Consider the following 26,852-nt stretch of genomic DNA (forward strand, 5'->3'; position numbering starts at 1 on the left):
ATCAGAACTCGGGCATGGCGCCCCCGAAGCGGGTGCCGCGCTGCTTGTAGCACTGGTTGGCCTGCAGCACCGCGCACGGCGCGTCGGCCAGCCCGCCCACGGAGTCGAAGCGCGCCAGCGTGTTGTGCAGTTCATTGGCGCTGCGGGCGTGGATCATCGCAAACAGGTTGTACTGCCACGCGGGTAGCCGGCGCGTGCGCCGGAAACACATGGTGACCTGCGGCACATGGGCGAGCCGCAGGCCGACCGCATCCACACGTGCATCGGGCACGTTCCAGACACACATCACATTGTGGGTATAGCCAAAGGGGCGATGCCGCAGGATGGCGCCAAAGCGGCGGATCACGCCCGCGCTGCGCCATCTTGCCAGCCGTGCCAGCGTTTCCGACAGTGCCAGTCCGGTACGCCGCGCCAGCGCGTGATACGGCTGCGGTGTCAGCGTCAGGCCGGACTCCAGCGCGGCGGCCAGCCGCCAGTCTGCTTCATCGAGATCGGGCCGTACCGGGGTATTCAACACCTGTAACGGCTGCAGCGGTGCGCGGCGCGCGCTGCGGGTCACGCCCAGCGGCAGGCCCAGGTCGGTGCGGTATTCGCGTTCCAGGGGCAGGTCGATGGGCCGCTGGCCGATATCGTTGGCAAGGCGGGCCAGCACGCCGTCGAGCGTGGGACGGTCTCGCGCGCCGGCCACGAACCAGAGGTTGTAGCGATGGCCCTCGCGTGCATGGCTCTGGCTGATATCGGGATCACCGTTGATGCGCTCGACCACGCGGTCGATGCGTGCCAGCGGTATCGACAACGCGGCCACGGTGCTGGCGCCGATGGTGTTGGGCGCAAAGACGGCGCCGATGCGGCTGATGCGCCCGTTGCCGACGTCGCGGGCCAGCAGGCTGAGCAGGGCGTGCTCCGAAAGATCGAAGGCTTCGCCAGCGGCCTGGTAGGGCCGCATGTGAAGCGGGAAGTCGTCCTGGATGCGGTTGTAGAGGTCGTTTTCGTCGAACATGGCGTCGTACATGGCGAGCGGGGTGTTTTGCTATCGGAACTGTGCGAAAGGGGTGCACAGGGTCGATGCGCAGGCGCCATGTATTGCGACGAACCGGAGCACGCCCGCAGCATGCGGGCATGATCGTGAAGTTCGGTCGCGACCTTGTTGACGGTTATCAAGCCGGATCGAGATGGTACGCCCCGGGTTTGCCCGATGCGCTGCGCTCCATGCGCACGGCCAGCAGGGCGATGCCCAGCGCCGCCAACGGGGCGATGGCCGCGATCCATGGCAGGGCCTGCAGGCCGGGCCCGTGGTCCACCACCGTGCCACCCAGCCATGCGCCGAGTCCGTTGCCCAGATTGAAGGCCGCGATGTTGAAGCTCGACGCCAGGTTCTGGCCCGCGCCCTGGGCGTGGCGCAGCACGCGCAACTGCAGCGGCGACACCGTCGAGAAGGCCGCGATGCCCAGCACGCCGACAAAGACCACGACTGCCGTATGGTTGTGCACCGACAGCGTCATGCTCGCCAGCACCACCGTCAGCGCCAGCAGCGCGCCAAGCAGGGCGCCGGTGGGCCGGCGGTCGGCCATGCGTCCGCCGAGGATATTGCCGATGATCATGCCGCCGCCAAACAGCAGCAGAATCGGCGATACCGCGCTTTCGGCAAAGCCCGTGACGCGCGTCAGCAGCGGCTGGATATAGGTGATGACGGCGAAAGTGCCAAGCGCCTGCAGCACGGTCATCAGCAGTCCCAGCAGGACCTGCGGGCGGCCGATGGTCTTCAGTTCGTCGACCAGCCGCACGGGTGCGGTGTCGTCACGGCTGGTCTTCACCAGCAGCGCGATCACCGTCAGCGACACCAGCCCGATTGCCGTCATGGCCCAGAACGTCGAACGCCAGCCGAACTGCAGGCCCAGCCACGCACCGGCCGGCATGCCGAGCAGCGTCGCCAGCGTCAGCCCCGAGAACATCACCGAAATGGCCGAAGCACGACGGTTGGCCGGCACCAGGCCCGTGGCGACCACGGCGCCGACGCCAAAGAACGTGCCGTGCGTGAGCGACGTCACCACGCGGGCAATCATCAGCGTGGTGTAGTCGGGCGCCAGCGCGCAGGCGGCATTGCCGACGGTGTAGATGATCATCAGCGCCATCAGTACCGCCTTGCGGGGCATGCGGCGGGTCAGCAGCGTCAGCACGGGCGCGCCGGCAAAGACGCCAAGCGCATAGCCCGACACCAGCATGCCGGCCGAGGCGATGGTCACGCCAAGGTCGGCCGACACCTGCAGCAGCAGACCCATGATGACGAATTCCGCGCAACCGATGCCGAAGGATCCGGCGGTCAGGGCATACAGGGCCGCGGGCATCCGCGTGCGCGGGCCGGCGTTGGGGGTGGAAGGGGGCGCAGCCATGGCAATTTCTCCAGTGGGAGCCGGCTCATGGCCGACGGTTGGATGGCGGGAAAGGCCGCAGTGTCGGCCTTTTCCATCTTCTGAAAAACGGGCAATATCCATAATCAGTTTCAAGACTTTGTTGAGAATCATGGATCGCATTGCAGACATCGGACTATTTCTGCGGGTGCTGGACCAAGGGTCGATCAGCGCGGCAGCGCGCAGCCTGGACATCTCGGTGGCGGTGGCCAGCCAGCGCCTGCAGCGGCTGGAGCGCGATCTGGGGGTCCGGTTGCTGCATCGCACCACGCGCCGCCTGCACGCTACGCCGGAAGGCGCAGTGCTGGCCGAGCAGGGGCGGGCGCTGGTGGAAGACCTGGAGGCGCTGTCGGGCTCGTTGCGGCAGTCCGGGTCCGGCATCACGGGCACGCTGCGCGTGACCACCTCGGCGTCGTTCGGGCGCCAGTACGTATCGCCGCTGCTGACGGAATTCCTGCGCCGCTATCCCGGGGTCAACGTCAGCGTCCACCTGACCGACCACGTGCTCGATCTGGTCAGCAGCGGCTTCGACCTCGCCATCCGCATCGGATCGCTCGAGGATTCCACGCTGGTGGCCCGCAAGCTGGCGGACAACCAGCGTCTGCTATGCGCGTCGCCCGGCTACCTGCGCGAGCACGGCTGGCCCACGACCCCGCAGGACCTGGCCCGGCATCAGTGCCTGGTCCTGGTCGGTGCGCAGGGGCGGTCGGATGTCTGGCGTTTCGACGATGGCAAGGGCGGCGAGATCGCGGTCCGGGTGCGCGGCAGGGTCGAGGCCAATACCGGCGAGCTGCTGGCCGATGCGGCGCTGGCGGGATTCGGGATCGCCATGCATTCCACCTGGCATGTCTGCGATGACCTGCGGGCGGGCCGGCTGGTGCAGGTACTGCCCGACCATCCCATTGCCGTCACGGGCATCTACGCGGTGATGCCGCAGCGCCGGCTGGTGCCGCCGCGTGTGCGGGCGTTCGTGGATTTCCTGGCCGAGCACTGGAGCGTGGCGCCGCCCGGCATGCCGGACTTGGGTTCGGCGCGAACCTGACCTAGAGTCCTTTGTTGCGGCCGTGTGTCAGGGAGCGGTTTGTGCGGCGGGGCGGTTGCCTAATTCTTGGGCAGTCCGGTGCGATGCCGCACAGACTGGGCCTCGGCGGGTTGGAATGGCAGGATATCCACAGAAACTGTGGATATCCCCAGCGTGGTCCAGCCCACGTCCGCGCGGCCGTTGAAAGGCTATGCTCTGGCACCAACCTCGGTTAACTGTCAGCTTCGCGTCCGCTATGTGCAGGATTCCGCTTGCCGCCGTGCCTGTTGCCGTCGCCCTGGCCTTGCCGCTGGGGGGCTGCGTGTCATATTACCGCGTTCCGTCAGGCGTGCCCTATGCCAGCGTACGCCTGATGACCAGCACCGACGACCGGACGACGTTCAACGTGCTGGACCCGGCGAAGTGTCCGTCGCCGCGTCCGCAGGTGCTGGCCGGCATGGGCAAGCAGCTGGCATCGATGGGGCGCGACTCGACGCTGGACATGGTCGGCATTCCGCCGGAGCCGCCGTCGCGCACGCGCGAGCGCAAGGTCCTGCCGGGCAAGCGAATCTATGTCGCGGTGACGTCGTACGCCGCGCCGCCGGCCGACGATGCGCGCTGTGCGGCAGGGGTGTCGTTCGTCCCGCAGGCCAGCGGGCAATATGAAATCCGGTATATGCGCGACGACGCCGCGACGCAATGCACGGCGCGCGTGCTGCGGCTGCAGCCGGATGCGGAAGGGGGTGCAACGGTGGTGCAGGAGCCCACGCAGCAGGGGTTCAGGGCGCTGAGGCCGGAATACCTGTGCGACGCCGGAGCAGGGGGAGTATCAAAGGCAGGGGTCGGGGCAGGAACGGGGACGCGCTAGGCGGCGCGCCCCGCGAATCGATCCGGGATCAGGCCTGTTCGATCAGGAAGCGCTCGGGGCGCTTGCCCAGCCATGCCGGTGCGCGGCCGCGGCCCGACCAGGTCTTGCCGGTCTTCGGGTCGCGATACTTGGGCGGCAGTGCCGCCGCCGCCGGCTTGCGTGCCGCGCCACTACCGGCCGGACGACCGCGACGGCGTTTCGGGGCGATATCTTCGACGGTCAGATCATAATCGGCCATCAGTTGGCGAATCTGCTCGACCACGCTGGCCACCTCATTGGCGCGCACTTCGCTGAGCTTTGCTTCCAGTGCTTCTTTTTCAGCCAGCAGTTGCTTGTAAGTTGGCATTTCTGGATCCCCGTTCAGATTGGCGGCGCGTTGCGTACGGCTGCAATGCGATCCGCATAACAAAAATATTACAAGAATTATCCGAAAAAGCACGATTCAAACGCGAATTCAAACGTGAAGCGCGACAAAATCGTGACCGGGTTGGCGCCATGTCAGCATGCCATCCCGCTTTTTATCGGATTGTTCCTGATTGCTTTGGCACCGGCTCGGTGTTTTGCCAGTGGCGCAGGTCCGCATCCTAACCAGAATCGGCAATCGGAAGCAACCTTGTGGCGCCGGATATTCGTAAATCCGCCGATATGCCGTCTTGAAAAATCGAAGGCGATTTTTACCTGGCGAAGACTGTGGCAACCGTTCCGAATTCGTGCGTGGCGCGGCCGGCAACTTTCATTGTTGTCAGCATTGATATTTTTGTCATGCTTTCGGGAGCCGGAATCGGGACCTTTCTGCCAAATGGGCCTGACCAAGTGGGGCCGACAACAGGAAAGCAAAACTCGATTCCCGAAATGCAGGCCGATTAACCGCAGCCTGGATTTGCGCGCCGATGGGACAGGCATGGCACGCGCGCCGCGCCATTAAAAAAAGCCCCCGGGGGAAAGTCCCGGGGGCCAGGAAATCCACCGGTTATCCCAGGTGGAGGAGACTTCGTTGCTGCCGTCGTGGCAATCGATGGCAATCGACCGTCGACGGCATGCTATCGGGTAATCGGCGCGTGGCCTTCTGTCAGATGGCCCAGCCTCCTGCATAGAAAGCGGCCAGCGCCACTGCAATGGCCACCGTGCCGACATTGAGCTTGCGCCATTCGCCCGCGACGATGCGGCCGATAACCAGCGTGCAGAAGCCGAGCATGATGCCGGTGACGATATTGCAGGTCAGCACGATGAACACGGCGCAGACCAGGCCGGACAGCGAGTCGACCATGTCATCCATGTGCAGGCGCGACACGCTGGACAGCATCAGCAGGCCCACGTACATCAGCGCGGGCGCCGTGGCATACGACGGCACCAGTCCGGCCAGCGGCGAGAAGAACATCACAGCCAGGAACAGCAGGCCGACGGTCACGGCAGCCAGGCCGGTGCGTGCGCCAGCGGCGACGCCAACGGTGGATTCGATATACGCCGCAGCCGGTGCGCCGCCAAAGAATGCCGAGAAGATCGAACTGACCGAGTCGGCGGTCAGTGCGCGGCCACCGTTGTGAATGCGACCCGTGGCGTCTAGCTGGTTGGCCTGGCCGGCCACGGCGCGGATCGTGCCGGTGGCGTCGAAGACCGCGGTCATCACCAGTGCCAGCACGCTGGGCAGCACGGCGGCCGACAGCGCGCCGCGAATGTCCATGGCGCCGATCAGCGACGCGTGGCCCGGTGCGGACAGCGACGGCAGCGCGAACACGCCGGTGTACTTCACGGCCGGGTCGAACAACAGGCCCAGTGCGGAGATCGCGACGATCACCAGCAGGATGCCGCCCGGCACGCGGCGGCGCTCCAGGCCGAAGATCGCGGCCAGGCCCAGCACGGACATCATCACCGGGAACGCCGTGATGTGGCCCAGCGCTACCGGCAGTCCGGGGCCAGGGTTCTTCACCACCAGGCCCACGTCATTGGATGCGATCAGCAGCAGGAACAGGCCGATGCCGATGCCCGCGCCGTGTGCCACGCCAGCGGGCAGGTTGCGCAGGATCCACGAGCGCACGCCGGTAACCGAGATGGCCGTGAACACCACGCCCATCAGGAATACCGCGCCAAGCGCCACCGCGGGCGACAGCTTCTGGCCCAGCACCAGGCCGAAGGCCATGAAGGCCGTCAGCGAAATGGCACAGCCGATGGCAATCGGCAGCTTGGCCCACAGACCCATCAGCAGCGAGCCGAATGCCGTGGTCAGGCAGACGGCCACGAACACGGCGCTGGTGTCGAAGCCGGCCTTGCCCAGCATGCCGGGCACGACAAACACGGCATAGACCATCGCCATGAAGGTGGTGACGCCAGCCAGCACCTCGCGGCGCTGCGTGCTGCCGCGTGAACTGATCTCGAAATACTGGTCGAGCTTGCCGCTGGCCTGCGGCGGCGCAGCGTCCACGTCCGTTACGGACGGATACGGCTGTTCGATCATGGTCTGTCTCCTTGCTGGGGCGCTGCGCGCGTCCGCGTACGGATCGGGCGTCAGCCTTGTCTCACGTGGTTCCGGGTGTGCGAGGGCGGAGTTCCCGTTGGCATCGGCAAGGGGTGCGGGTGTCTCGTTCCTCGGTGTCCGGCCACTCTGGCCGGGTGCCGGTCCGCTGCCTCTGACGGGCGGGATCCGGCGAGGCTCAAAGGTAGGCGAGCCATCCGCCATGTTCATCATTGGTGCGACATGCGGAACATGCCGGCGACCGAATAACCACGGCTGGCCGGTGCCTGGAACGGCTCAGGGATTTCCCTCAATGGCCTGCCGGCACACTGTATCGGCCCAAAAGTGCAGCCACGGAGGCCACCAATGCGTCACAACGGGCGCCGGTGGCGCATGTCGGGCTAAAGGTCACGGCAGGGGCGCCGATAGCCCCATGGCAACACCCATATCCACACATACCGAGCCGAAGCGGAGCCAGAGCATGACCAGCGCGATGAGAGACATCGACGAGCGCACCAACCTGACCAACAACAACCAGTTCGAGTTGCTGTTGTTCCGACTTGGCGATGCGACGCATAGCGGACAGTCCGAACTGTTCGGCATCAACGTTTTCAAGGTCCGGGAAATCCTGGTCATGCCGCCGGTCACCACGGTGGTGGGGGCCGAGCCATCGATCCTGGGCATGGCCGATATCCGCGGCCAGGTGATTCCGGTCATCGACCTGCCGCGCCTGCTGGAATGCTCGCCGAAGTCGGGCCTGAACATCATGCTGGTGACCGAGTATGCACGTTCGACCCAGGGCTTTGCGGTCGAGGCCGTCGAGGAGATCGTACGACTGGACTGGAGCCAGGTGATCTCGGCCGAGAACAGCGTCAAGGGCGGGCTGGTGACCAGCATCGCCAAGCTCGATGTCGGCGGCGACAACCCGCGCCTGGTGCAGGTGCTGGATGTCGAGCAGATCCTGCGCGACGTACTGCCGACCCGCCAGCCGGACGTCGACCCCGCCACGGTGGGCCCGCAACTGAACCTGCGTCCGGGCAGCAAGATCCTGTGTGCCGACGACTCGGCGCTGGCGCGCGGCCTGATCGAAAATGGCCTGAAGGCGATGGGCGTGCAGGTGGTGATGACCAAGACCGGGCAGGAAGCCTGGGAGATGCTGGGACAGATCGCCGAACTGACGGCCAGCCAGGGCCGGCCGATCCGCGACGAAGTGGCGCTGGTGCTGACCGACCTGGAAATGCCCGAGATGGACGGCTTCACGCTGACGCGCAAGATCAAGGCCGATGCACGGCTGAAGTCGCTGCCCGTGATCATCCACTCGTCGCTGTCGGGCGAGGCCAGCGAGGAACACGTCCGCAAGGTGGGCGCAGACGCCTACGTGTCGAAGTTCCTGGCAAAGGACCTGGCCGATACGATCCGCGGCGTGCTGGCGCGGCATCCGTAAGCACGCCGGCGCATGCTTGATTCTCCCCTCTCCCGCGAAACGGGAGAGGGGCCGGGGAAGCGGGCGCAGCAATTCGAATTGCAACAGGCCGCATCTTGAGCGGCCATCCCTTCTGCCCCAACCGCTCTCTCTCAAGTAGGAGAGGGGAGCCTCTTCTTCATGTCCTGCGGCGCCCTGCATAAATCGCCGCCGAAGGCAATAAATCCCCCGCAACGACGTTTGCCCAAAAAAAAGGCAGTCCAGCTCCCCTCAATGCTGGCGCGGGTTTGCGGGCTGTCAAGAGGGCGATTATCCACGCAACCTGTGGATAGTTCCACAGGCCAGATGGACTAACTCAAACAGGTATACCGCACCGGGTACTCATCCGGATGAGTTAGTCGGCGTGATTTACTTCGGTTGCGCCACCGTACGCAGATACGGCTTCAGCGTCTTGAATCCGTCCGGATATTTTTTCTTGGCATCTTCATCGGAAACCGAGGTGGGGATAATCACGTCGTCGCCGGGTTTCCAGTTCACGGGCGTGGCCACCGCGTGCCTGGCGTTGAGCTGCAGCGAATCGAGCAGGCGCAGTACCTCGTCGAAATTGCGGCCGGCGCTCATGGGATAGACCAGCATGGCCTTGATCTTCTTGTCAGGGCCGATCCAGAACACCGAGCGGATCGTGGCGTTGTCCACGGCGGTGCGCGGGCCGCTGCCGCTGGCCTCGGGGTGGATCATGTCGTAGAGCTTGGCTACCGCCAGGTCGTGGTCGCCGATCATCGGGTAGTTCACGGCGGTGCCCTGCGTTTCCTCGATGTCCTTGGCCCAGCGCGAATGGTCGCCCACGGGGTCGATCGACAGGCCGATGATCTTGGTATTGCGCTTGTCGAACTCGGGCTTCAGCTTGGCCATGTAGCCCAGTTCGGTGGTGCAGACCGGCGTGAAATCCTTCGGATGCGAGAACAGGATGGCCCAGCTGTCGCCGATCCATTCGTGGAAGTTGATCTTGCCCTCGGTGGTCTCTGCGGTGAAATCCGGGGCGGTCTCGCCAATGCGGATGGCCATGGTCTGGCTCCTTCAGGGTGGAATGCAGTGATGGATGGGAGGTCCGGCACGCGCGGTGGCCGTCGCGCCGGGGCTATCCAGTATAGGAACAGCCGGTGACGAATGCGCTCCTGCCGATGGCGGAAGGTGCCCGGTATCGCGTGCGTCACTCCCTAGTCCGGACGCTCAAGGTCGACGATGACCGCCCGCAGGAAGCGCGCCGCCTCGCCGCCAGTGACCACGCGGTGGTCGAACGTCAGCGACAGCGGCATCACGCGATGCACGGCGGGCTGGCCGCCGGCGGCCACCACTTCGTCACGGATGCGGCCGGCGCCCAGGATGGCTACCGTGGGCGGCACCACGATCGGTGCGGCATAGCGGCCGGCAATCATGCCGAAGTTAGACAGCGTGATGGTATTGCCGCGCATTTCCTCCGGGGCGATGGTGCGCGCCTTGATGTCGGCCCGCATGCGGTCCAGCCCGTTGCGCAAATCGGCGGCATCGCGCTTGCCCACGTTGCGCAGCACCGGCACGAACAGCCCTTCGGGCAGGTCCGCAGCAATGCCCACATCGATGCGTTCGAGCAGGTGGCGCCGGCCGGTGCGGCCTTCGTACCAGGCATTCAGCGCGGGCTCGGCCCGCACCCCGGCCACCAGTGCCCGCACCAGGCGGATCGTGATGTCATGCCCGCTGGCCGTGCTGCCCACGGTTTGCCAGGCGTGCAGGTCGGCGTCGTCCATGACCGTGGCCGCCGCAACCTCGCTTTGCGCCCGCGCCATGTTCTGGGCCATGGCACGCCGCACGCCGCGCACCACTTCGGCGGGGCCGATCTCGGCCAGCGTCGTGGCGACCCGCTGCACGTCGGTGGCGGTGATCACGCCGTCGCGGCCCGATGGCGTCACCATGGCAAGGTCCACCGACAGCTTGCGCGCCAGCGCGCGCACCGCGGGCGTGGCCTTGAGGCCATGGCCGCCCTGGATGCCGGTGGCCCCCACGCGCGTCTCGCCTTCGCGCACCACGTGGGTGCCCACCTTGACGTTGCCGACCACGGTGCCCGCATCGTCGGCCGCGCCGGCGCCCTCGAAGCCCACCAGCGGGGCGCCCAGGTGGACGATGTCGCCGGGCTGCGCGAACAGCTTCGCCACCTGCCCGCCGAACGGCGACGGGATTTCGACGATGGCCTTGGCGGTTTCCACCGACAGCAGCGGCTGGTCGGCCTGGATGGTATCGCCGGGTTTCACGTGCCACGTCACGATCTCGGCTTCCTGCAGGCCTTCGCCCAGGTCGGGCAGCTTGAAGATCCGCATCGTTGTCTCCTGGTTGGCTGTGCCTAGCCGGCGTCGAGCGCGCGCCGCGCCGCATCCACGATCTGCGCCACCGACGGCAGGTAGCTGTGCTCCAGCCGTGCCAGCGGCACCACGGTGTCGTAGCCGGTCACGCGCTGCACCGGCGCGCTGAGCGAATAGAGCCCGGCATCGGCCAGGTTCGCGGCGATCTCGGCCCCGACACCGGCCGTGCGCGGGGCCTCGTGCACGATCACGCAGCGGCCGCTCTGTGCCACCGATTCCAGGATGGTCTCCATGTCCAGTGGCTTGAGCGTGGCGACGTCGATCACGGCGGCAGAGATGCCATCGTCGGCCAGCTGGTCGGCGGCGGCCAGGGTTTCCTGCACCATGGCGCCCCAGCTGACCAATGTGATATCCGTGCCGTCGCGCAGCGTGAAGCAGGCATCGAGCGGCAGCGCCTCGCCGGTGTCCTCCACCTCCTGCCGGAACAGGCGATAGAGCCGGGTTGGCTCGAAGAAGATCACGGGATCGGGGTCGCGGATGGCGGCCAGCAGCAGGCCATAGGCGCGGGCCGGCGACGATGGCATGACCACGCGTAGCCCCGGGATATGCGCGAACAGCGCCTCGGGGCTTTCGGAATGGTGCTCGGGCGCGTGGATGCCGGCCCCGCTGGGCGCACGTACCACCAGCGGGCAGCTGAGCCGGCCGCGCGTGCGATGCCGCAGGTGCCCGGCGTGGTTCAGGATGTTGTCGATGGCCGGATAGATAAAGCCGGCGAACTGGATCTCGGCCACCGGCTTGAGCCCCATCGCCGCCATGCCGATGGCCGCGCCGACGATGCCGCCCTCGGCCAGTGGCGTGTCGATGACGCGCGCCTCGCCAAAGCGCTGCTGCAGGCCGACCGTCGAGCGGAACACGCCGCCGTTGACGCCGATGTCCTCGCCCAGCAGCACCACGTCGGGGTCGTGCTCCAGCGCATGGGCCAGCGCCAGGTTGACCGCCTCCACCATATGCAGTTCAGCCATGATCGGTCTCCCGGTGCAGTGCGGCGTAGCGTTGCGCGGTATCGAGCTGCTCGGCCATCGCGGCCGGCAGCGTCTCGTAGAGGCAATCGAACATCGCCGAGACATCGGGGTGGGGCAGCTGCAGGTAGGCCTCGACGGCGGCGCCCACGGCCTCCTGGCATTCGCGGATCAGCGCTTCCTCATGCCCGGCGTCCCAGGCGCCCACGCTTGCCAGGTAGTCGCGCAACCGTTTGACGGGCTCGTGCTGCCAGGCTTCCTTGACCGTGGTGTCGTCTCGATAGCGCGACGCATCGTCGGCCGTGGTGTGGTCGCCCAGCCGGTAGGTTACGGCCTCGATCAGCGCCGGGCCGGCGCCGTCGCGCGCACGTTCGATGGCGTCGCCCACGCGCTCGCGCACGGCAATCACGTCGTTGCCGTCCACCTGCTCGCCGGGAATGCCGGCGGCGACAGCCTTCTGCGCCAGCGTGGCGGCCGCCGTCTGCCTGGCACGTGGCATCGAGATGGCCCATTGGTTGTTGTTGATGACGATCACCAGCGGCGCCTGCCATGCGCCGGCCATGTTCATGCCTTCGTAGAACGCCCCGTTGGACGTGCCGCCGTCACCTATGATGCAGACCGCCACGCGCGGCTGCCGGCGCAGCTTGAATGCATAGGCCACGCCGGCCGCATGGCCGACCTGCGTGCCAATGGGCACGCAATTGCCGAAGTCGTGCGGCACTGCCGCAAATCCGCTGCCCCGTTCGTCGCCACCCCAGTACAGCAGGCTCTCCGTCATCGTGACGCCGCGCACAAACTGCGCGGCATGGTCGCGATAGGACGGTATCAGTACGTCGTCGGGCCGCATGGCCGTGGCAACCCCGACGCCGATGGCCTCCTGGCCCAGCGCCGATGCAAACGTGCCGATCTGGCCCGTACGCTGCATGGCGATGGCCTTGAGGTCGAACTGCCGGGTGAGCACCATGGCGCGATACAGCGGCAGCAGGGCGGCCGGGTCGCGGGCGAAGGCGGGAAGATCCGGGGCGGGCGTGCCCTCGGGGGAGAGGTAGCGGGTAAAGCCGATGTCAAAGCGCGCAACAGTGCCCATGTGGTGGTCCCCTTGTGGTTCGCTGTGTCCTGTGCGGCGCAGCATCTTGTGGACGCTGCTGCCTTCGACTATAGGGCACGGAACAGGGGATGGGGCGTGCGGTGGCGCACGGCGTCAAGCTTGACAGTTGTCTCGCCTCTCCGGCGGAGAGGGGAGAAACTTCACTCCATTTACGCCGGCTTCCACACCGGCGATGCGGCCACGGTGACCTTGCGCGGCAGGATGGCCTGGCTGGCGAACGCATCGGCGATGCGCTGCTGTTCGTCGAGCGCGGCGGCGTCCACGGGCTGTACCTGGTAGGTGCGGCGTGCGTTGGCGGCTTCGACAGTGGCCGCGTCAAGGCCGATCAGCGGCGCATGCCATGCGGCGGCCTCGGCGGGGTTGGCCTTGACCCATTCGCCCGCGCGCCGCAGTTCGCCATAGACCGTGGCCAGCACGTCGGGCCGGCGTTTGGCGTACGGGGTGGCGGCAAGATAGAAGCGCCGGTAGCTCGACAGCTTCGCACCGTCGCGCAGGATGCGCGCATTGGCCTGGCGCTGCACCGCTGCCAGGAACGGGTCCCAGATCACCCAGGCGGCCACGCTGCCGCGCTCGAACGCCGCACGGGCATCGGCCGGTGTCAGGTACGCGGGTTCGATGTCGCGCATCGACAGGCCCGCTTCATTCAATGCTTCCAGCAGCAGGTAGTGCGCACCGGCACCCTTCGAGAACGCCACGCGCTGGCCCTTGAGCTGCGCGACCGAGCGGATCGACGAAGCGTGCCGCACCACGATGGCCTGCGCGTTGGGCGATGGCGATTCGATGGCGTAGTACGTCATGCTGGCCCCGGCAGCCAGCGCGAACGGCGGCACGGCATCGGCCACGTCCGCGGTCAGGTCCAGGTTGCCGACATTGAGCGATTCCAGCAGCGGCAGCCCCGACGTGAATTCGTGCCATTGCACGCTGACCTTGCGCGACGCCAGTGCCTGCTCCAGTACCTGCCGCGACTTCAGCCAGATCATCAGCGTCGACGACTTCTGGTAGCCGATGCGCAGCGTCTCGGGCGTGTCGGCGGCCAGCGCTGCGGTTGACGTGATGGCAGGCGCGATGGCGGCGCCCAGGCTGGCCATGCCGCCCAGCACGATGCGCCGGCGGGTGGTGTTGGGGGATGACATTGCGGCTTCCTTCGAAATAACCAATCTGTCAGCGTAAGGAACGCGGCACGGCACGGGAACGAAGGAAAGTGCGCTTGCTTATGCGGAAGCTGCGCCACGGCACCCATATGCGCTGGCCGCATAACGGCGCGCGATTTGATTCGTTGTGTGCGGCATCGAGGCTCCCTAGAGTGCAAGGCTTGTGCTTCCCCCAAGGCCATGAATTGCCATGACGTTTGCCGCCGTAGATACCGCGCAGGATTTCGAGATCCGACCGCTGGATGCCGCACTCGGTGCGGAAGTGATCGGGCTCGATCTCGACCAGCCCCTGTCCGCCGAGGACTTCCAGCGCATCCATCGCGCTCACCTGGATCACCACGTGGTGGTGTTTCGCGACCAGCGCATCACACCGGCCCAGCAGATTGCGTTCAGCCGACGCTTTGGCCCGCTGCAGATCCACGTGCTGCACCAGTTCCAGCTGGCCGATCACCCTGAAATCCTGATCGTGTCCAACGTGCTGAAGGACGGCAAGCCGATCGGGCTTGGCGACGCGGGCCACTTCTGGCACTCGGACCTGTCGTACAAGGAAACGCCGAGCCTGGGGTCGCTGCTCCATGCCATCGAACTGCCGCCCGAAGGCGGCGACACGCTCTTTGCCAACATGCACGCCGCATACGATGGGCTGCCGGCGGCGTTGAAGCAGAAGATCGAAGGGCTGACCGCCGAGCACACCTACCTGGCACGCTACGCCGAACTGCAGAAGCGCAGCCCGTGGCGGCCGAACCTGACGCCGGAGCAGATCGCGCAGGTCAAGCCCGTGGTGCATCCGGTAGTGCGCACTCATCCTGAGACCGGTCGCCGCGCGCTGTTCGTCAGCGAGCATTTCACGACGAAGATTGTCGGCCTGCCCGACGACGAAAGCCGTGCGCTGCTCGACGCGCTGTTCGCGCACAGCGTGCAGCCCGAGTACGTCTATCGCCACCAGTGGCGCCAGCACGACCTGGTGTTCTGGGACAACCGCTCGCTGCTGCATCTGGCGGCAGGTACGCCCGACCACCTGCGCCGCGTGATGTTTCGCACCACGATCGAAGGCGATACGCCGTTCTAAGTCTGTTCCCAATTCAATTCCAGCGTCCCCGGAGTCTTTTGCATGTCAGTCCGCAAGTCAGTTCTATCGTTTGCCACCCCCTTTGCCCGCCGTGCCACGCTGGCCGTCCTGACCGCCGGTCTGGCTTTGACCGGCACCGCGCACGCGGAGGGAAAAATCCGCATTGCCGAGCAGTTTGGCGTGGTCTACCTGCTGTTGAATGTAGCGCGTGACCAGCAGCTGATCGAGAAACACGGCAAGCAGCAGGGCGTTGACGTCAAGGTGGAATGGACGCAGCTGTCGGGTGGGTCGGCGGTCAACGACGCGCTGCTGTCCGGTGCCATCGATATCGCCGGTGCCGGCGTGGGCCCGTTGCTGACGCTATGGGACCGCACGCACGGCCGCCAGAACGTGAAGGGCGTGGCATCGCTGGGCAACTTTCCGTACTACCTGGTCTCGAACAATCCCAAGGTGAAGTCGATTGCCGATTTCTCGGACAAGGACCGCATTGCGCTGCCGGCGGTGACCGTGTCGGTGCAGTCGCGCGTGCTGCAGTTTGCGGCGGCCAGGCAGTGGGGCGACAAGGAGTTCAACCGGCTCGACAAATGGACCGTGGCCGTGCCGCACCCCGACGCCGCCGCGGCGATCATCGCGGGCGGCACCGAGATCACTGGCCACTTTGGCAACCCGCCGTTCCAGGAACAGGAACTGGCCGGCAACCCGAATGCGCGCATCGTGCTGAACTCGTATGACGTGCTCGGCGGCCCAAGCTCGGCCACGGTGCTGTACGCCACCGAGAAATTCCGCAACGAGAACCCCAAGACCTATCGGGCGTTTGTCGATGCGCTGACCGAGGCCGCCGCGTTCGCGACCAGGGACCCCGAAGCCGCCGCCGACCTCTACATCCGCGTGAACAAGGCGAAAATCGATCGCGCGCTGCTGGTGAAGATCCTCAAGAACCCGCAGGTGCAGTTCAAGGTCACGCCGCAGAACACCTATCCGCTGGCCGATTTCATGCATCGCGTGGGCGCCATCAAGAACCGCCCGGCATCCTGGCAGGACTACTTCTTCCAGGACCCGGCCACCGCGCAGGGGAGCTGACATGGCTGACGGCAATCACGGCAATCCTCACCTGCGCGTGGTACCTCATCCGCAGCCGCTGCTGCAGGTGGATGGCGTATCGCTCGAATACCGTACGCCCACGCGCGTGGTGCGTGCCACGCACCGCGTGAGCTTCGACGTGCATGCGTCGGACCGTTTCGTGCTGCTGGGGCCGTCCGGCTGCGGCAAGTCGACGCTGCTCAAGGCGGTGGCCGGCTTTGTGCCGCCGGCCGAGGGCGAGATCCGGCTGGAAGGCCAGCGCGTGCAGGCGCCGGGCCCTGACCGCATCGTCGTGTTCCAGGAGTTCGACCAGCTGCCGCCGTGGAAGACCGTCAGGCAGAACGTGATGTTTCCGCTGCGCCAGGCACGTGGCCTGTCGAAGGCGGAGGCCAGCGACGTCGCCATGCATTTTCTGGACAAGGTTGGCCTGGCTGGCTTTGCCGATGCCTATCCGCATACGCTGTCCGGCGGCATGAAGCAGCGCGTGGCCATTGCCCGCGCGCTGGCAACCCGGCCCAAGGTGCTGCTGATGGACGAGCCGTTTGCCGCGCTGGACGCGCTCACCCGCCGGCGCATGCAGGAAGAACTGCTGGCGCTGTGGGACGAAGCCGCGTTCACGCTGCTGTTCGTGACCCATTCGATCGAAGAGGCGCTGGTCGTCGGCAGCCGCATCCTGCTGCTGTCGCCGCATCCGGGCCGCGTGCGCGCCGAGCTGAACAGCCACCAGTTCTCGCTTGCCAGCCAGGGCAGCTTGGAATTCCAGCAGGCGGCGCAGCGAATCCACGCCATGCTGTTCGATACACCGGCCGAGCCGGGCCCCACGCCGGGCCACGCCCGCCACGCTGCCACGCACTGAACGCCCCCATCGCCTGAACCATGTCGACGATCCTCCCGCCCCTGCGCCCCGAATACGAGCGCGTACTCGAACCCTTTACGGCCGTGCCGCTGTCCCGTGCGCTGCCGTGGTACCGGCAGCTGTGGCAGCAGGGCTGGCTGCGCAAGGCTGCCATCCTGCTGGTGCTGGCCGTGGCCTGGGAAGTTGTCGCCCGCGTGCAGGACAACGATCTGTTGCTGCCAACGTTCCTGTCCACCGCGCGCGCCTTCGTCGACGCCATTGCCAGTGGCGAACTGCCCGGCAAGGCCGTGGTGTCGCTGTCGATCCTGCTGCAGGGCTACGCGGCCGGCATCGTGCTGGCGTTTGTGCTGACCACGGTGGCGGTGTCGACGCGCATCGGGCGCGATCTGCTCGATACGCTGACGGCGATGTTCAACCCGCTGCCGGCCATCGCGCTGCTGCCGCTGGCCTTGCTGTGGTTTGGCCTGGGCACCGGAAGCCTGGTGTTCGTGCTGGTCCATTCGGTACTGTGGCCGCTGGCCCTGAACACCTATGCCGGGTTTCGTGGCGTGCCCGAAACGCTGCGCATGGCGGGCCGCAACTATGGGCTGCGAGGCTTGCGCTACGTGGTGCTGATCCTGGTGCCGGCGGCGCTGCCGGCCATCCTGTCGGGTCTCAAGATCGGCTGGGCGTTTGCCTGGCGCACGCTGATCGCGGCCGAACTCGTGTTTGGCGCGTCGTCGGGCAAGGGCGGACTGGGCTGGTACATTTTTCAGAACCGCAACGAGCTTTATACCGACCGTGTCTTCGCCGGCCTGGCGACGGTGATCCTGATCGGGCTGGCCGTAGAGGGGTTGGTGTTCACCACGCTGGAACGCCTGACGGTGCGCCGCTGGGGCCTGCAGCACTGATGCAACCCCCGGGGCCGGGGTGTGCGGCGGCAGGACTTGTCGATGTCACGCTGCCGGCGTATCGTGCGGGGTCATGACGACGATCCATCATGCTGCGGCCCAGGGCTTCTCGACCCAGGCCGATACCTACGCCCGCGGGCGTCCCGACTATCCTGCCGAACTCGGCACCTGGCTGCGCGACACGCTAGGGCTGGCGCCCGGCAAAACCGTGGTTGACCTGGGCGCCGGCACGGGCAAGTTCACGCGCCTGCTGCTGCCCACCGGTGCCAGCGTGATCGCCGTGGAGCCGGTCGACGCGATGCGCGCCCAGCTTTCGGCCAGGCTGCCGGAGGTGCGTGCCGTACAGGGCAGCGCGGAGTCGATGTCATTGCCCGATGCCAGCGTGGACGCCGTGGTCTGCGCGCAGGCGTTTCACTGGTTTGCCAATCCCGCCGCGATGCAGGAAATCGCCCGCGTGCTGAAACCGGGCGGGCGCCTTGGCTTGATCTGGAATGTGCGCGACGAATCGGTAGGCTGGGTTGCCAGGCTGACCGAGATCATGACGCCCTACGAGGGCGATGCGCCGCGCTTCTACAAGGGCGACTGGAAGAAGGTCTTCCCGGCCGATGGCTTCGGCCCGCTTGGCCTGACGCGCTTCCCCTATACGCATACCGGCTCGCCTGAGCAGGTGATTGTCGACCGCGTGATGTCGGTCAGCTTTATCGCGTCGTTGCCTCAGCCCGAGCAGGACGCTGTGCGTGCGCGCCTGCACGCGGTGATCGACGCCGATCCGGCGCTGCGGGGCCACGACGAGGTGTCGTTCCCCTACAGCACCGAGGCGTATTGCTGCGAACGGCTGTAATCAGGTGGCCGGCGCCAGCTGGTCGCGATACCGCGCGGCCAGCAGCTGGCTCAGTACCAGCGCCAGCACTGCGCTCACCGCGGCAAACAGGTAGACGGCCGGATAGTCGCCTTGCGCGGCGATAAAGCCGGCCACCGGGCCGGTCAGGCCCAGCGCGAAATCAAGGAACAGGGCGTAGGCGCCCAGCGCCGAGCCGCGGTTGGTGGCTGGCACGCGCTTGACCGCTTCCATGCCCAGCGCCGGAAACACCAGCGAGAAGCCAAAGCCGACCACGGCGGCACCCGCCAGGGCCTGCCACGGGGCGTGGGCCATCCAGATGATGCCCAGGCCGGCGGCTTCCACGGCAAACGACACCAGCGCCACGGCGTAGCCGCCAAACCGCGAGATGGCATCGGCCATCACCAGGCGCGTCAGCACGAAGCAGGTGCCCAGTGCCGTCAGCGCCAGCGCGGCGTGATCCCACCCCTTGCTGTTGTAGTAGAGCGTGATGAACGCCGTGATCACCCCAAAGCCGACCGAGCCCAGTGCCAGGCACAGGCCGAACGGCGTCATGGCGCGGAAGACGCTGCGGAACGGCAGGCGGTCGCCCTTGAGCACCGGCACCGGCGGGCGGCGGCGCGCCAGCAGCAGCGACGCGCCGGCAATCAGCGTGGTGACCACGCCGATCGTGCCCAGGCCGCCCCATTTGGCCAGCACCACGCCAACCGGCGCGCCCACGGCCAGTGCGCCGTAGGTGGTGATGCCATTCCACGAGATGACCTTGGCGGTATGCCGTGCTCCGGCGCTGCCGATGCCCCACGCGATGGTGCCCGTCGTGACCAGGCTTTCGCCTGCGCCCAGCATCAGGCGTCCCGCCAGCAGCCAGGCCAGGCCGATCCAGTCGCTGCCGGCGAACAGCGAGGCCACCAGCGTCAGCACGCCGCTGCCCGTGACCAGCGCCAGCCCGGTCAGCACCGAGCGCTTCGGGCCTTGCGTATCGCACAGCGTGCCGGCCCAGGGGCGGCTCATCAGGGTTGCCAGGTACTGGATGCTGACCGCCAGGCCGGCCAGCACGGCGCTGTAGCCCAGGTCGCCATGGACAAAGCCCGGCACCACGGCAATCGGCAGGCCCACCGCCAGATAGGCGATGAAGTTGAAGAAAACGACGGCAAGGATACGGCGGGTCACATTGTCGGTGGCGGATTCGCCATGCGAAGGTGTGACCGAGGAATGGCTCGGGGCGGACATGGGTGATTCAGGAGGCGCGGGTTGGCCGGGCCCCGGATCGCCTGGTACGACGACATAGGGAAAACCCGGAAGGCGCCATCATACCGGCATTGCCGCAATCGTGTCGGGCATTGGTGCGCGGCTGTGGTCGCATTGACAACACCGGGGGCGTTCTATACGGTGGACGCCCGTTCCAATTGGCCGTCCCGCCCGCCCGACCATGCCACGCAAAGCCGCCCAGCTCTCCGAAGCCGACAAGAACGCCGCCGATGGCGGTGCGATTGCCGTTGACCGGGCGCTGTTCGTGCTGTCGGTGTTCCGCGAGGGCGACACCTCGCTGGGCCTGGCAGAGCTGGCCCAGCGCAGTGGCCTGTACAAGAGCACGCTGCTGCGGCTGCTGGCTTCGCTGGAACACGCGCGGCTGATCCAGCGGCTGCCCGATGGCCGCTACGCGCTGGGCTCGGAAGTGGCCCGGCTTAACGCGGTCTATGCGGCGTCGTTCTCGCTGGAGCAGGTGGTGGTGCCGGCGCTGCGCGAACTGGTGCGCGTGACGCGGGAATCGGCCGCGTTCCACGTCGAGCAGGGCGAGCACCGCCTGTGCCTGTATCGCGTGGATTCGCCACAGCCGGTGCGCGACCATATCCGCGCCGGCGATCTGCTGCCGCGCAACCGTGGCTCGGGCGGACGCGTGCTGCGCGCCTTTGCCGGGGCACGCGGCGAGATCTACCAGCGGATTCGCGACGAAGGCGTGATTGCGATGGTGGGCGACCGCAGCCCCGATATCGCTGGCGTGTCGTCGCCGGTATTCGGCCCCGGTGGCGAACTGAAGGGGGCGCTGACGCTGACCTGCCCGACGCCGCGTTTCAGCGAGGCTTTCCGAGATCAGGTGCTGGATGCCGCCCGCGCGTTGACGCTGGCGATGGGCGGCACGTTCCCGGACGTCAGGCCGGCCAGCGCCGGATCGGTGACAGTCACCCCGCAGCCGGACGACTGAGCATTCCGCCTGGCGGTTTTCCGCGCTTTGCAAACCATTGCAAAAATGGGCCGAGTACCCGGCTTGCCGGGGGTGCGCCCCGGCCGGTGTGCGGGCTATGATGCGTCCTTTCGCCGCTTCGTATCCCGTCGCGGCGTTTCAATCCCCGTTCTTCACGTCGGGTCACCCAGCAAGGGTTAACGTGGATAACGGCAGCCGCCCCCGGTAGCTTTAAGAGGAAACCATTCCCGTGCACCTGGCTCAGCAGACCATTCTGGTCGTCATGATGGTGGTTTTCTCCAGCACGCTGGTCATGGCGGCAGGGCTGGTGCTCGCGCTGCGCGCCAGCGAGGCGGGGCGCCTGTGGGCCGTGGGGCATGTGGTGGCGTCCGGTGCCGGCCTGGTGGTGGCCGCCAGCACCGCTGGCGATTCGCTGCAGCTTTCCGCGCTGGGTGCTGGCGCCTACCTGATCGGCCGGCTGACCATCTATCGCGGCGTGCGCGTCTATTACGGCCTGGCTGACCGGGCGCTGCCGTTGCGCGTCATCGGACTGGTCACGCTGGTACTGCTGGTGCTGATGTCCGGTCTGTCCGACGGGCGGCTGCTGCTGCATGGCCTGGCGTACGGCATGCTCGCCATGATCTCGTTCAGCACCATTGTCACGATGCTGCGCAGCCGGCGCGGCCGCACCAGCATCGGCGGTCCGCTGGTGCTGGCATCCCATCTCGTTCTGCTTGGATCCCAGGTGGCGGCGCTGAGCTACGGCGCGGCGTTCAAGGGGCTGGCGATCACGCCGTTCTTCCTGCAGACCAGCGCGTCGGTCTGGCCGCTGGCGCCGATGGTAGCCGTGCTGCTGGGCCTGTTCGGTTTCAGCCTGATGGCGATGGAACAGATCATCGCCCGTAACGAAAGCGGCGCGCGCCTCGATGCGCTGACCGGCCTGCTGAACCGCGGGGCGCTGGACATGACCGCCATCGGCCTGGTGGCACGCTGGCAGCGCGACGGCGATCCGCTGTCGTGCCTGGTGATCGACGTCGACCATTTCAAGCGTGTCAACGACCGGCACGGCCACCATGCCGGCGACCAGGTGCTGCGCGACATCGCCGCCGCACTCGACAACTCGCGGCGAGCGTCGGATATTGCCGCGCGCTACGGCGGCGAGGAATTCTGCATCCTCTGTCCCCATACCGACGAACACCAGGCCACGGCGCTTGCCAACCGTATCCTGCGCAAGGTCAGGGCGATTGCCTTGCCCGATGGCGACGGCCCCGGTTGCGGGCATGCCAGCGTCAGCATCGGCGTGGCGCAGCTGCACGGCGGGCCGTCGAGCCGCGATGGCCTCTGGCGCAACCTGTTCGCCGAAGCGGATCGCGCGCTCTACATGGCAAAGACGCGCGGCCGCGACCAGTTCGTGCTGGGCTCGAGCATGCGGCCCGACGAAGACGCCGAGCCCGCCGTCCAGGCCGAGCAGGACTGCATCACTGCGGCCTGATCACCAGCTGACTACAGGCCCGGCCTTCCTTCGTCGAGCGGCTCCCGGGGCAAGGCACGCAAGCGCAAGCGCAAGCAATCGCCATTATCATCGCACCCAATACAAGAATCAGGAGACGTGCGTGACCGACTATCACTATGGCGTGGCGAGCCCGGCCGACATCGCAGGCATGACCGGCAAGGCCGTGCTGGAGGCCATCGTCGACGGGCGGCTGCCGCAGCCGCCGATCGGCCAGGCGCTGGGATTCTGGCTGGTGGAAGTGGGCGACGGGTTTGCCGCCTTCGAAGGCGAGCCAGGCCCGCACCTGTGCAATCCGATGGGCACCGTGCATGGCGGCTGGGCCCTGACGCTGATCGATAGCGCCACGGGATGCGCGGCCAACTCCGTGTTGCCGGCCGGTACGGGCTACACCACCGTGGAAACCAAGGGCAATTTCTCGCGTGCCATCAAGCCCGACACCGGGCGGGTGCGTGCCGAAGGCCGCGTGATCACGCAGGGCCGGCAGATCATCACCGCTGATTGCCGCGTGACCGACGCCTCGGGCCGCGTGCTGGCGCACGGCACGTCCACGCTGCTGGTGCTGCAGCCGCGCTAGCGGGGCAGGGGGGCGTTGCCGCTACAGCACGCGCCCGAACCACCACAGCGACAGCAGCCCCGCGCAGGTCGCCAGCAATGCCCCCAGCGCTGCAAAGAACGCGGTGACCTCGATCTGGTCGCGCTTGCCGTAGGCCAGCCTGGCGTTGATGGCGCGGTACACGGTCTTGAGCCGCGACGCGTCTTCCAGGCGGAAGTACTCGGCGCCGGTGGCATCGGCTACCTGCTTCAGCACCTGTTCGTCGAGCCTGACGCGGGCCGACATGCCGTCGGCCTTCAGCACCACGCCCTCGGTGGTGCCCACGCCCACGGTGTAGATGCGCACCCCGTGGTCGGCGGCAAGCTGGGCGGCCTGCAGGGCGGCGGGTCCGGCATTGCTCTCGCCGTCGGAGAACAGCACGATGGCCCCCGATGTATAGGAGCCCGGCGCCACGGTCTCATCGGTATCGCCCGGCATCGATTTCTGAAAGGTGGCGTCCTCGTTCATCAGTTGTGCCGCTTCCTCGGTCAGTTGCGGCATCAGTGTCGTCAGCGCAATCAGCAGGCCGTTGCCCAGCGCCGTGCCGCCCTGGGGCTGCAGCTTGTCGATGGCGGCGGCCACGTCGTCCTTGTGGCGGCTGGGTGCCTGCGCCACGGCCGCGGTACCGGCCATTGCCACAACCCCCGTGCTGACGCCGGCCGGCTGCGCGTCGAGCAGCACCTTGGCCGCGCCCTGCGCCGCGCGCAGGCGGCTGGGCTTGACGTCCTGCGCGCGCATGCTGCCCGACAGGTCGATCACCAGCACCACCGTTTCGATGCGCGACGGCAGCACCATCACCGCCTGGGGCCGCGCGATGGCTACGATCAGGGCGGTCAGCGCCAGCAGGGCCAGCACGGGCGCCACATGACGGCGCCAGTTCGCCACGGCCTTGCCCGTCGCACGCGCCCCGGCCACGCCGGCCACGCGCAAGGCGGGATAGTGCGCGGCGGCCCGGCGCCGGCGAACGTCAAGCCACATGTATCCCGCGCCAAGCAGCAGCACGAGCGCCAGCAGCCAGAGCATGGCGGGCCACAGGAAGCTCAGCACCGGGAGCCGGGTCAGGGCATCGATCATGCGATGCCCCTGGCAGGGTCGCGTACCGTGCCCAGGCGCCGGCTGCGCTGGCGTGCGAACTGCAGTAGCGCGAGATCCAGCCGGGTGTCGGTCGACAGGGTCAGGCAATCGACGCCGGCCCGCGTGAAGCCCAGTTGCAACTCGGCCTCGCGGGCCTCGGCAATGGCGGCAAAGCGCTTGCGGAAGCCCTTGTCGTGTGTATCGACCACCATCTGCTCGCCGGTTTCGGCGTCCTGCATCACCACCACGCCCATGTCGGGCAAGGCCAGCTCCAGCGGATCGACCAGCCGCACGGCCACCACTTCGTGGCGCCGCGCCAGCATCGCCATCGACGCCTGCCAGCCCGGTGCGCTGATGAAATCGGAGACGACGAACATTACCGAGCGGCGTTTCGCGACGGTCCGTGCGCGCTCCAGCAGGTCGCGCAGGCGCGTATCGCCCGGCGAGGCGGCCGGCGTGGCATGCATGCGGTCCAGCAGGTGCATCAGGTGGCGGCGGCCGGCGCGCGCCGGCACCACCAGGGCCGTGGCATCGGCGGCACCGCCGTACAACACGGTACCCACGCGATTGCCGTAGCGCGTCAGCAGCAGCGCCATCACCGTGACGAAATCGGCCAGCAGGTCGCGCTTGCGCACGGTGCCGGACCCGAAGTCGACCGACGCGCTGAGATCCAGCAGGAACCAGACCGCCACCTCGCGATCCTCCTGGTACTCGCGCACATGCGGCGTCTGCAGTCGCGCCGTCACATTCCAGTCGATATGGCGCACATCGTCGCCGGGGTGGTATTCGCGCAGGTCCGCCAGGTCCAGCCCGAAGCCGCGAAACAGCGTGCGGTAGTCGCCCTGCAGCAGGCCGTCGAGCCGCCGTACCACGGTCCATTCCAGCCGGCGCAGCAGCGCGTCGGTCTGGCTGGTGCCCACGCGCGCCACGCCGTCGCCGGGAACGACGGCTACCGGGCCGCCCTGGCGCCTAGCGCGCAGCCGCCCGAACATGGGATTCCATGGGCCGTTCCGGCACCGGTAGCGCCTGCAGGATGCGGGCAATCAGCTGGTCGGCGGTCACCGCATCGGAGATCGCCTCGTAAGACAGCACGATGCGATGGCGCAGCACGTCGGGCACCAGGTCGGTCACGTCCTCGGGCAGTGCGTAGTCGCGGCCGCGCAGGTAGGCCAGCGCACGCGCCCCTTCGATCAGGCCGATGGTGGCGCGCGGGCTGGCCCCGAACGACACGTAGCGCTCGAGGTCGTCCAGCCCGTGGCTGGCAGGCTTGCGCGTGGCCGCCACCACGCGCACCGCGTACTGGATCAGGCCCGGATCCACGTACACCTTGCGGCACTCCTCCTGCAGCCCGGCCAGATGCTCTGGCGTGGCGATCGGGCTCACGCTGATGCGCGGGCCGGTTACGCGGTTGACGATCACGACCTCTTCTTCCTCGCTGGGATAGCCCACCAGCACCTTCATCATGAAGCGGTCGACCTGAGCTTCCGGCAGCGGATAGGTGCCTTCGGTCTCGATCGGGTTCTGGGTGGCCATGACCAGGAAGGGTGTTGGCACCGGATGCGTCTCGCCGGCAATCGTCACCTGCTTCTCCTGCATCACTTCCAGCAGTGCGCTCTGCACCTTGGCCGGCGCGCGGTTGATCTCGTCGGCCAGCAACAGGTGGGCGAAGACCGGTCCGCGCACCGTGGAGAACTCACCGGTGCCCTGGTTGTACATGCGGGTGCCGATCAGGTCGGCGGGCAGCAGGTCGGGCGTGAACTGGATGCGCTTGAACGATCCGCTCATGGTCCGTGCCAGCGTGTTGACCGTGAGCGTCTTGGCCAGGCCGGGCACGCCTTCCACCAGCAGGTGCCCGCCGGCCAGCATGGCCACGAGCACCCGTTCGAGAAAGTGGTCCTGTCCCACCACCACGCGTTTCACCTCGTACAGCAGGCGTTCCATCAGGTTGGCGCTGTCGATGGCGCCGCGGGCTTGATCGTTCATGGGCCTCCGCGTCTAGAAGGGAGATGATCCAAGGGCCATGCCGGCACTTTCTATCGTGATGGCAAAGCCGATGCCGAGAAATGTGCCGCTCGGATTGGGGTTGAGGATGGCGGTGACGATGCCCACCACCTCGCCGTTCATGTTCACCAGCGGACCGCCCGAATTGCCAGGATTGGCCGCCGCATCGAACTGGATCAGCTTGTCGAGCTTCTGCTTGCGATCCGGCGACACGAACTGCCGGTCGAGCCCGGAAATCACCCCGGCCGACACCGATGGGCCGATGCCGAACGGAAAGCCCACCGCCACCACCTCCATGCCTGGCGCAAGGTTCTGGCTGGATCCGAGCGTGGCGGCCGGGAGATCGTCGGGGATCGATTTCGGCTGCACGATGGCAAGGTCTTTCTCGGGCATCGCCTGCAGCAGCGATGCTTCCGACGTCTGGCCGTTGTGGAACGTGACCTCCAGGCGGCTGGCGTCGGCCACCACGTGATAGTTCGTGATGATGGTGCCGGTTTCGGTCACCACCACGCCGGAGCCGATGTGGCGGGCTTCCGACCTGGCTTCGGGCTGCTCGCTGCGCCGGGGCGGATCGGTCGCGGCAGCTTCATCGCGCTGGGGGCTGGCGTTCGGTGCGGGCTTCTGTGCGGATTTTTGCGCGGACTTCGATCTTGCGTCCGGCGGATCGCGTTTGGCCTTGGCGGCGGGCGGAGGCTCGGGTGCCTTTTCCGGCGCGAAGCTGCGGATCTCGACCACCGATTCGCGGATGGACTCGGCGGCCCGCGCGGCCTGGGATGGCAGGGTCTTGGTCTGCAGCGTGTGCAGTACGGCGGCGTCGATGTCGGCCTGCGTGAGCTTGCGCGGCGGCGGCTGCGACAGCCACGAGACAGATGCGCCTGCCGCGAATACCAGGACGACGGCCACTGAAACCAACCCGTAGATCGTCACCCGTTTCATCGCAGCCCCCGGTTCCGTCACGCCTTAAAAAATACAGTACC

26 protein-coding genes are annotated in these 26,852 nt (G+C 67.1%); 12 read left to right on the forward strand and 14 right to left on the reverse strand.

Going from position 1 to position 26,852, the window contains the following annotated elements; translation table 11 throughout:
* Position 1: 1 nt before the first annotated feature.
* The gene (gene ahbB / locus ACOABP_RS27020; RefSeq protein ID WP_474230574.1) at positions 2-1,000 is read right to left on the reverse strand and encodes a siroheme decarboxylase subunit beta; all 999 of its coding nucleotides are present in this window, start codon (positions 998-1,000) and stop codon (positions 2-4) included.
* A gap of 157 nt (positions 1,001-1,157) precedes the next feature.
* Positions 1,158-2,390 (reverse strand): MFS transporter, encoded by a 1,233-nt coding sequence (locus ACOABP_RS27025; RefSeq protein ID WP_474228803.1) that lies wholly within the window; start codon positions 2,388-2,390, stop codon positions 1,158-1,160.
* 130 nt (positions 2,391-2,520) lie between these two features.
* Between ACOABP_RS27025 and ACOABP_RS27030 the strand changes: the two genes are divergently transcribed.
* Entirely contained in the window at positions 2,521-3,450 is a 930-nt protein-coding gene (locus ACOABP_RS27030; RefSeq protein ID WP_474228805.1) for a LysR family transcriptional regulator, read from the forward strand.
* Between the two features lie 259 nt (positions 3,451-3,709).
* Positions 3,710-4,297 carry a hypothetical protein gene (locus tag ACOABP_RS27035; RefSeq protein ID WP_474228806.1) on the forward strand — a complete coding sequence of 196 codons (588 nt, stop codon included), beginning with the start codon at positions 3,710-3,712 and terminating at the stop codon, positions 4,295-4,297.
* A gap of 28 nt (positions 4,298-4,325) precedes the next feature.
* On the opposite strand, the gene ACOABP_RS27040 is transcribed toward ACOABP_RS27035, so the two are convergent.
* Positions 4,326-4,643 (reverse strand): H-NS histone family protein, encoded by a 318-nt coding sequence (locus ACOABP_RS27040; protein ID WP_474228807.1) that lies wholly within the window; start codon positions 4,641-4,643, stop codon positions 4,326-4,328.
* A gap of 114 nt (positions 4,644-4,757) precedes the next feature.
* On the opposite strand from ACOABP_RS27040, the gene ACOABP_RS27045 reads away from it, so the two are divergent.
* Positions 4,758-5,222, forward strand: a complete 465-nt coding sequence (locus ACOABP_RS27045) for a hypothetical protein (protein ID WP_474228808.1) — start codon at positions 4,758-4,760, stop codon at positions 5,220-5,222.
* 144 nt (positions 5,223-5,366) lie between these two features.
* Here the strand turns inward: ACOABP_RS27045 and ACOABP_RS27050 are convergent, their stop codons facing one another.
* Positions 5,367-6,749 carry an NCS2 family permease gene (locus ACOABP_RS27050; RefSeq protein WP_474228809.1) on the reverse strand — a complete coding sequence of 461 codons (1,383 nt, stop codon included), beginning with the start codon at positions 6,747-6,749 and terminating at the stop codon, positions 5,367-5,369.
* 478 nt (positions 6,750-7,227) lie between these two features.
* On the opposite strand from ACOABP_RS27050, the gene ACOABP_RS27055 reads away from it, so the two are divergent.
* Positions 7,228-8,190, forward strand: a complete 963-nt coding sequence (locus ACOABP_RS27055; protein ID WP_066741359.1) for a chemotaxis protein — start codon at positions 7,228-7,230, stop codon at positions 8,188-8,190.
* Between the two features lie 387 nt (positions 8,191-8,577).
* Here the strand turns inward: ACOABP_RS27055 and ACOABP_RS27060 are convergent, their stop codons facing one another.
* The 5 genes from ACOABP_RS27060 to ACOABP_RS27080 all read right to left on the reverse strand — a co-directional run bounded on the left by ACOABP_RS27060 (position 8,578) and on the right by ACOABP_RS27080 (position 13,762).
* Positions 8,578-9,234, reverse strand: coding sequence for a peroxiredoxin (locus tag ACOABP_RS27060; RefSeq protein ID WP_474228811.1), 657 nt, complete (start codon positions 9,232-9,234; stop codon positions 8,578-8,580).
* Positions 9,235-9,386: 152 nt separating this feature from the next.
* A complete protein-coding gene (locus tag ACOABP_RS27065; RefSeq protein ID WP_474228812.1) occupies positions 9,387-10,520 on the reverse strand; it encodes a dihydrolipoamide acetyltransferase family protein in 1,134 nt (377 codons plus the stop codon).
* A gap of 23 nt (positions 10,521-10,543) precedes the next feature.
* On the reverse strand, positions 10,544-11,524 hold the full coding sequence (locus ACOABP_RS27070; RefSeq protein WP_474228814.1) for an alpha-ketoacid dehydrogenase subunit beta: 981 nt from the start codon (positions 11,522-11,524) through the stop codon (positions 10,544-10,546).
* Complete coding sequence (gene pdhA / locus ACOABP_RS27075) at positions 11,517-12,608, reverse strand: pyruvate dehydrogenase (acetyl-transferring) E1 component subunit alpha (protein WP_474228815.1); 1,092 nt, start codon at positions 12,606-12,608, stop codon at positions 11,517-11,519. Before pdhA ends, ACOABP_RS27070 begins: the two co-directional genes overlap by 8 nt.
* Before the next feature lie 170 nt (positions 12,609-12,778).
* Entirely contained in the window at positions 12,779-13,762 is a 984-nt protein-coding gene (locus ACOABP_RS27080) for an aliphatic sulfonate ABC transporter substrate-binding protein (protein ID WP_474228817.1), read from the reverse strand.
* A 208-nt stretch (positions 13,763-13,970) separates the two neighbouring features.
* On the opposite strand from ACOABP_RS27080, the gene ACOABP_RS27085 reads away from it, so the two are divergent.
* From ACOABP_RS27085 to ACOABP_RS27105, 5 genes are all read left to right on the forward strand, one after another.
* Positions 13,971-14,849, forward strand: coding sequence for a TauD/TfdA dioxygenase family protein (locus ACOABP_RS27085; protein WP_474228818.1), 879 nt, complete (start codon positions 13,971-13,973; stop codon positions 14,847-14,849).
* Positions 14,850-14,891: 42 nt separating this feature from the next.
* Positions 14,892-15,929 (forward strand): ABC transporter substrate-binding protein, encoded by a 1,038-nt coding sequence (locus ACOABP_RS27090; RefSeq protein ID WP_474228820.1) that lies wholly within the window; start codon positions 14,892-14,894, stop codon positions 15,927-15,929.
* Between the two features lies 1 nt (position 15,930).
* The gene (locus ACOABP_RS27095) at positions 15,931-16,785 is read left to right on the forward strand and encodes an ABC transporter ATP-binding protein (protein ID WP_474228821.1); all 855 of its coding nucleotides are present in this window, start codon (positions 15,931-15,933) and stop codon (positions 16,783-16,785) included.
* Between the two features lie 20 nt (positions 16,786-16,805).
* Positions 16,806-17,675, forward strand: coding sequence for an ABC transporter permease (locus tag ACOABP_RS27100; protein ID WP_474228823.1), 870 nt, complete (start codon positions 16,806-16,808; stop codon positions 17,673-17,675).
* A 73-nt stretch (positions 17,676-17,748) separates the two neighbouring features.
* Entirely contained in the window at positions 17,749-18,516 is a 768-nt protein-coding gene (locus tag ACOABP_RS27105) for a class I SAM-dependent methyltransferase (protein WP_474228824.1), read from the forward strand.
* On the opposite strand, the gene ACOABP_RS27110 is transcribed toward ACOABP_RS27105, so the two are convergent.
* Entirely contained in the window at positions 18,517-19,743 is a 1,227-nt protein-coding gene (locus ACOABP_RS27110) for an MFS transporter (RefSeq protein WP_474228826.1), read from the reverse strand.
* A 199-nt stretch (positions 19,744-19,942) separates the two neighbouring features.
* On the opposite strand from ACOABP_RS27110, the gene ACOABP_RS27115 reads away from it, so the two are divergent.
* The 3 genes from ACOABP_RS27115 to ACOABP_RS27125 all read left to right on the forward strand — a co-directional run bounded on the left by ACOABP_RS27115 (position 19,943) and on the right by ACOABP_RS27125 (position 22,782).
* A complete protein-coding gene (locus ACOABP_RS27115) occupies positions 19,943-20,716 on the forward strand; it encodes an IclR family transcriptional regulator (RefSeq protein ID WP_474228827.1) in 774 nt (257 codons plus the stop codon).
* Positions 20,717-20,945: 229 nt separating this feature from the next.
* Positions 20,946-22,187 (forward strand): GGDEF domain-containing protein, encoded by a 1,242-nt coding sequence (locus ACOABP_RS27120; RefSeq protein WP_474228828.1) that lies wholly within the window; start codon positions 20,946-20,948, stop codon positions 22,185-22,187.
* A 121-nt stretch (positions 22,188-22,308) separates the two neighbouring features.
* Entirely contained in the window at positions 22,309-22,782 is a 474-nt protein-coding gene (locus ACOABP_RS27125; protein ID WP_474228830.1) for a PaaI family thioesterase, read from the forward strand.
* Between the two features lie 21 nt (positions 22,783-22,803).
* On the opposite strand, the gene ACOABP_RS27130 is transcribed toward ACOABP_RS27125, so the two are convergent.
* The 4 genes from ACOABP_RS27130 to ACOABP_RS27145 are packed head-to-tail and all read right to left on the reverse strand — an operon-like array spanning position 22,804 to position 26,811.
* Positions 22,804-23,874, reverse strand: a complete 1,071-nt coding sequence (locus ACOABP_RS27130) for a VWA domain-containing protein (RefSeq protein WP_474228831.1) — start codon at positions 23,872-23,874, stop codon at positions 22,804-22,806.
* Entirely contained in the window at positions 23,871-24,866 is a 996-nt protein-coding gene (locus ACOABP_RS27135; RefSeq protein WP_474228833.1) for a DUF58 domain-containing protein, read from the reverse strand. The genes ACOABP_RS27130 and ACOABP_RS27135 overlap by 4 nt, the downstream gene beginning before the upstream one ends.
* Positions 24,844-25,857 carry an AAA family ATPase gene (locus tag ACOABP_RS27140; RefSeq protein WP_474228834.1) on the reverse strand — a complete coding sequence of 338 codons (1,014 nt, stop codon included), beginning with the start codon at positions 25,855-25,857 and terminating at the stop codon, positions 24,844-24,846. The genes ACOABP_RS27135 and ACOABP_RS27140 overlap by 23 nt, the downstream gene beginning before the upstream one ends.
* A 12-nt stretch (positions 25,858-25,869) precedes the next feature.
* Complete coding sequence (locus ACOABP_RS27145; protein ID WP_474228835.1) at positions 25,870-26,811, reverse strand: S1C family serine protease; 942 nt, start codon at positions 26,809-26,811, stop codon at positions 25,870-25,872.
* Between the last annotated feature and the right edge of the window lie 41 nt (positions 26,812-26,852).

This window comes from Cupriavidus sp. HE11 (assembly GCF_056097175.1).

What these genes read in the sequence shown, in the direction of transcription:
- ACOABP_RS27060 (WP_474228811.1), bottom strand. Translation starts at nt 9,234, where the DNA reads ATGGCCATCCGCATTGGCGAGACCGCCCCGGATTTCACCGCAGAGACC.
- ACOABP_RS27070 (WP_474228814.1), bottom strand. Translation starts at nt 11,524, where the DNA reads ATGGCTGAACTGCATATGGTGGAGGCGGTCAACCTGGCGCTGGCCCAT.
- ACOABP_RS27100 (WP_474228823.1), top strand. Translation starts at nt 16,806, where the DNA reads ATGTCGACGATCCTCCCGCCCCTGCGCCCCGAATACGAGCGCGTACTC.
- ACOABP_RS27065 (WP_474228812.1), bottom strand. Translation starts at nt 10,520, where the DNA reads ATGCGGATCTTCAAGCTGCCCGACCTGGGCGAAGGCCTGCAGGAAGCC.
- ACOABP_RS27110 (WP_474228826.1), bottom strand. Translation starts at nt 19,743, where the DNA reads ATGTCCGCCCCGAGCCATTCCTCGGTCACACCTTCGCATGGCGAATCC.
- ACOABP_RS27080 (WP_474228817.1), bottom strand. Translation starts at nt 13,762, where the DNA reads ATGTCATCCCCCAACACCACCCGCCGGCGCATCGTGCTGGGCGGCATG.
- ACOABP_RS27085 (WP_474228818.1), top strand. Translation starts at nt 13,971, where the DNA reads ATGACGTTTGCCGCCGTAGATACCGCGCAGGATTTCGAGATCCGACCG.
- ACOABP_RS27025 (WP_474228803.1), bottom strand. Translation starts at nt 2,390, where the DNA reads ATGGCTGCGCCCCCTTCCACCCCCAACGCCGGCCCGCGCACGCGGATG.
- ACOABP_RS27140 (WP_474228834.1), bottom strand. Translation starts at nt 25,857, where the DNA reads ATGAACGATCAAGCCCGCGGCGCCATCGACAGCGCCAACCTGATGGAA.
- ahbB (WP_474230574.1), bottom strand. Translation starts at nt 1,000, where the DNA reads ATGTTCGACGAAAACGACCTCTACAACCGCATCCAGGACGACTTCCCG.
- ACOABP_RS27090 (WP_474228820.1), top strand. Translation starts at nt 14,892, where the DNA reads ATGTCAGTCCGCAAGTCAGTTCTATCGTTTGCCACCCCCTTTGCCCGC.
- ACOABP_RS27030 (WP_474228805.1), top strand. Translation starts at nt 2,521, where the DNA reads ATGGATCGCATTGCAGACATCGGACTATTTCTGCGGGTGCTGGACCAA.
- ACOABP_RS27135 (WP_474228833.1), bottom strand. Translation starts at nt 24,866, where the DNA reads ATGTTCGGGCGGCTGCGCGCTAGGCGCCAGGGCGGCCCGGTAGCCGTC.
- ACOABP_RS27130 (WP_474228831.1), bottom strand. Translation starts at nt 23,874, where the DNA reads ATGATCGATGCCCTGACCCGGCTCCCGGTGCTGAGCTTCCTGTGGCCC.
- ACOABP_RS27105 (WP_474228824.1), top strand. Translation starts at nt 17,749, where the DNA reads ATGACGACGATCCATCATGCTGCGGCCCAGGGCTTCTCGACCCAGGCC.
- ACOABP_RS27095 (WP_474228821.1), top strand. Translation starts at nt 15,931, where the DNA reads ATGGCTGACGGCAATCACGGCAATCCTCACCTGCGCGTGGTACCTCAT.
- ACOABP_RS27115 (WP_474228827.1), top strand. Translation starts at nt 19,943, where the DNA reads ATGCCACGCAAAGCCGCCCAGCTCTCCGAAGCCGACAAGAACGCCGCC.
- ACOABP_RS27145 (WP_474228835.1), bottom strand. Translation starts at nt 26,811, where the DNA reads ATGAAACGGGTGACGATCTACGGGTTGGTTTCAGTGGCCGTCGTCCTG.
- pdhA (WP_474228815.1), bottom strand. Translation starts at nt 12,608, where the DNA reads ATGGGCACTGTTGCGCGCTTTGACATCGGCTTTACCCGCTACCTCTCC.
- ACOABP_RS27040 (WP_474228807.1), bottom strand. Translation starts at nt 4,643, where the DNA reads ATGCCAACTTACAAGCAACTGCTGGCTGAAAAAGAAGCACTGGAAGCA.
- ACOABP_RS27055 (WP_066741359.1), top strand. Translation starts at nt 7,228, where the DNA reads ATGACCAGCGCGATGAGAGACATCGACGAGCGCACCAACCTGACCAAC.
- ACOABP_RS27050 (WP_474228809.1), bottom strand. Translation starts at nt 6,749, where the DNA reads ATGATCGAACAGCCGTATCCGTCCGTAACGGACGTGGACGCTGCGCCG.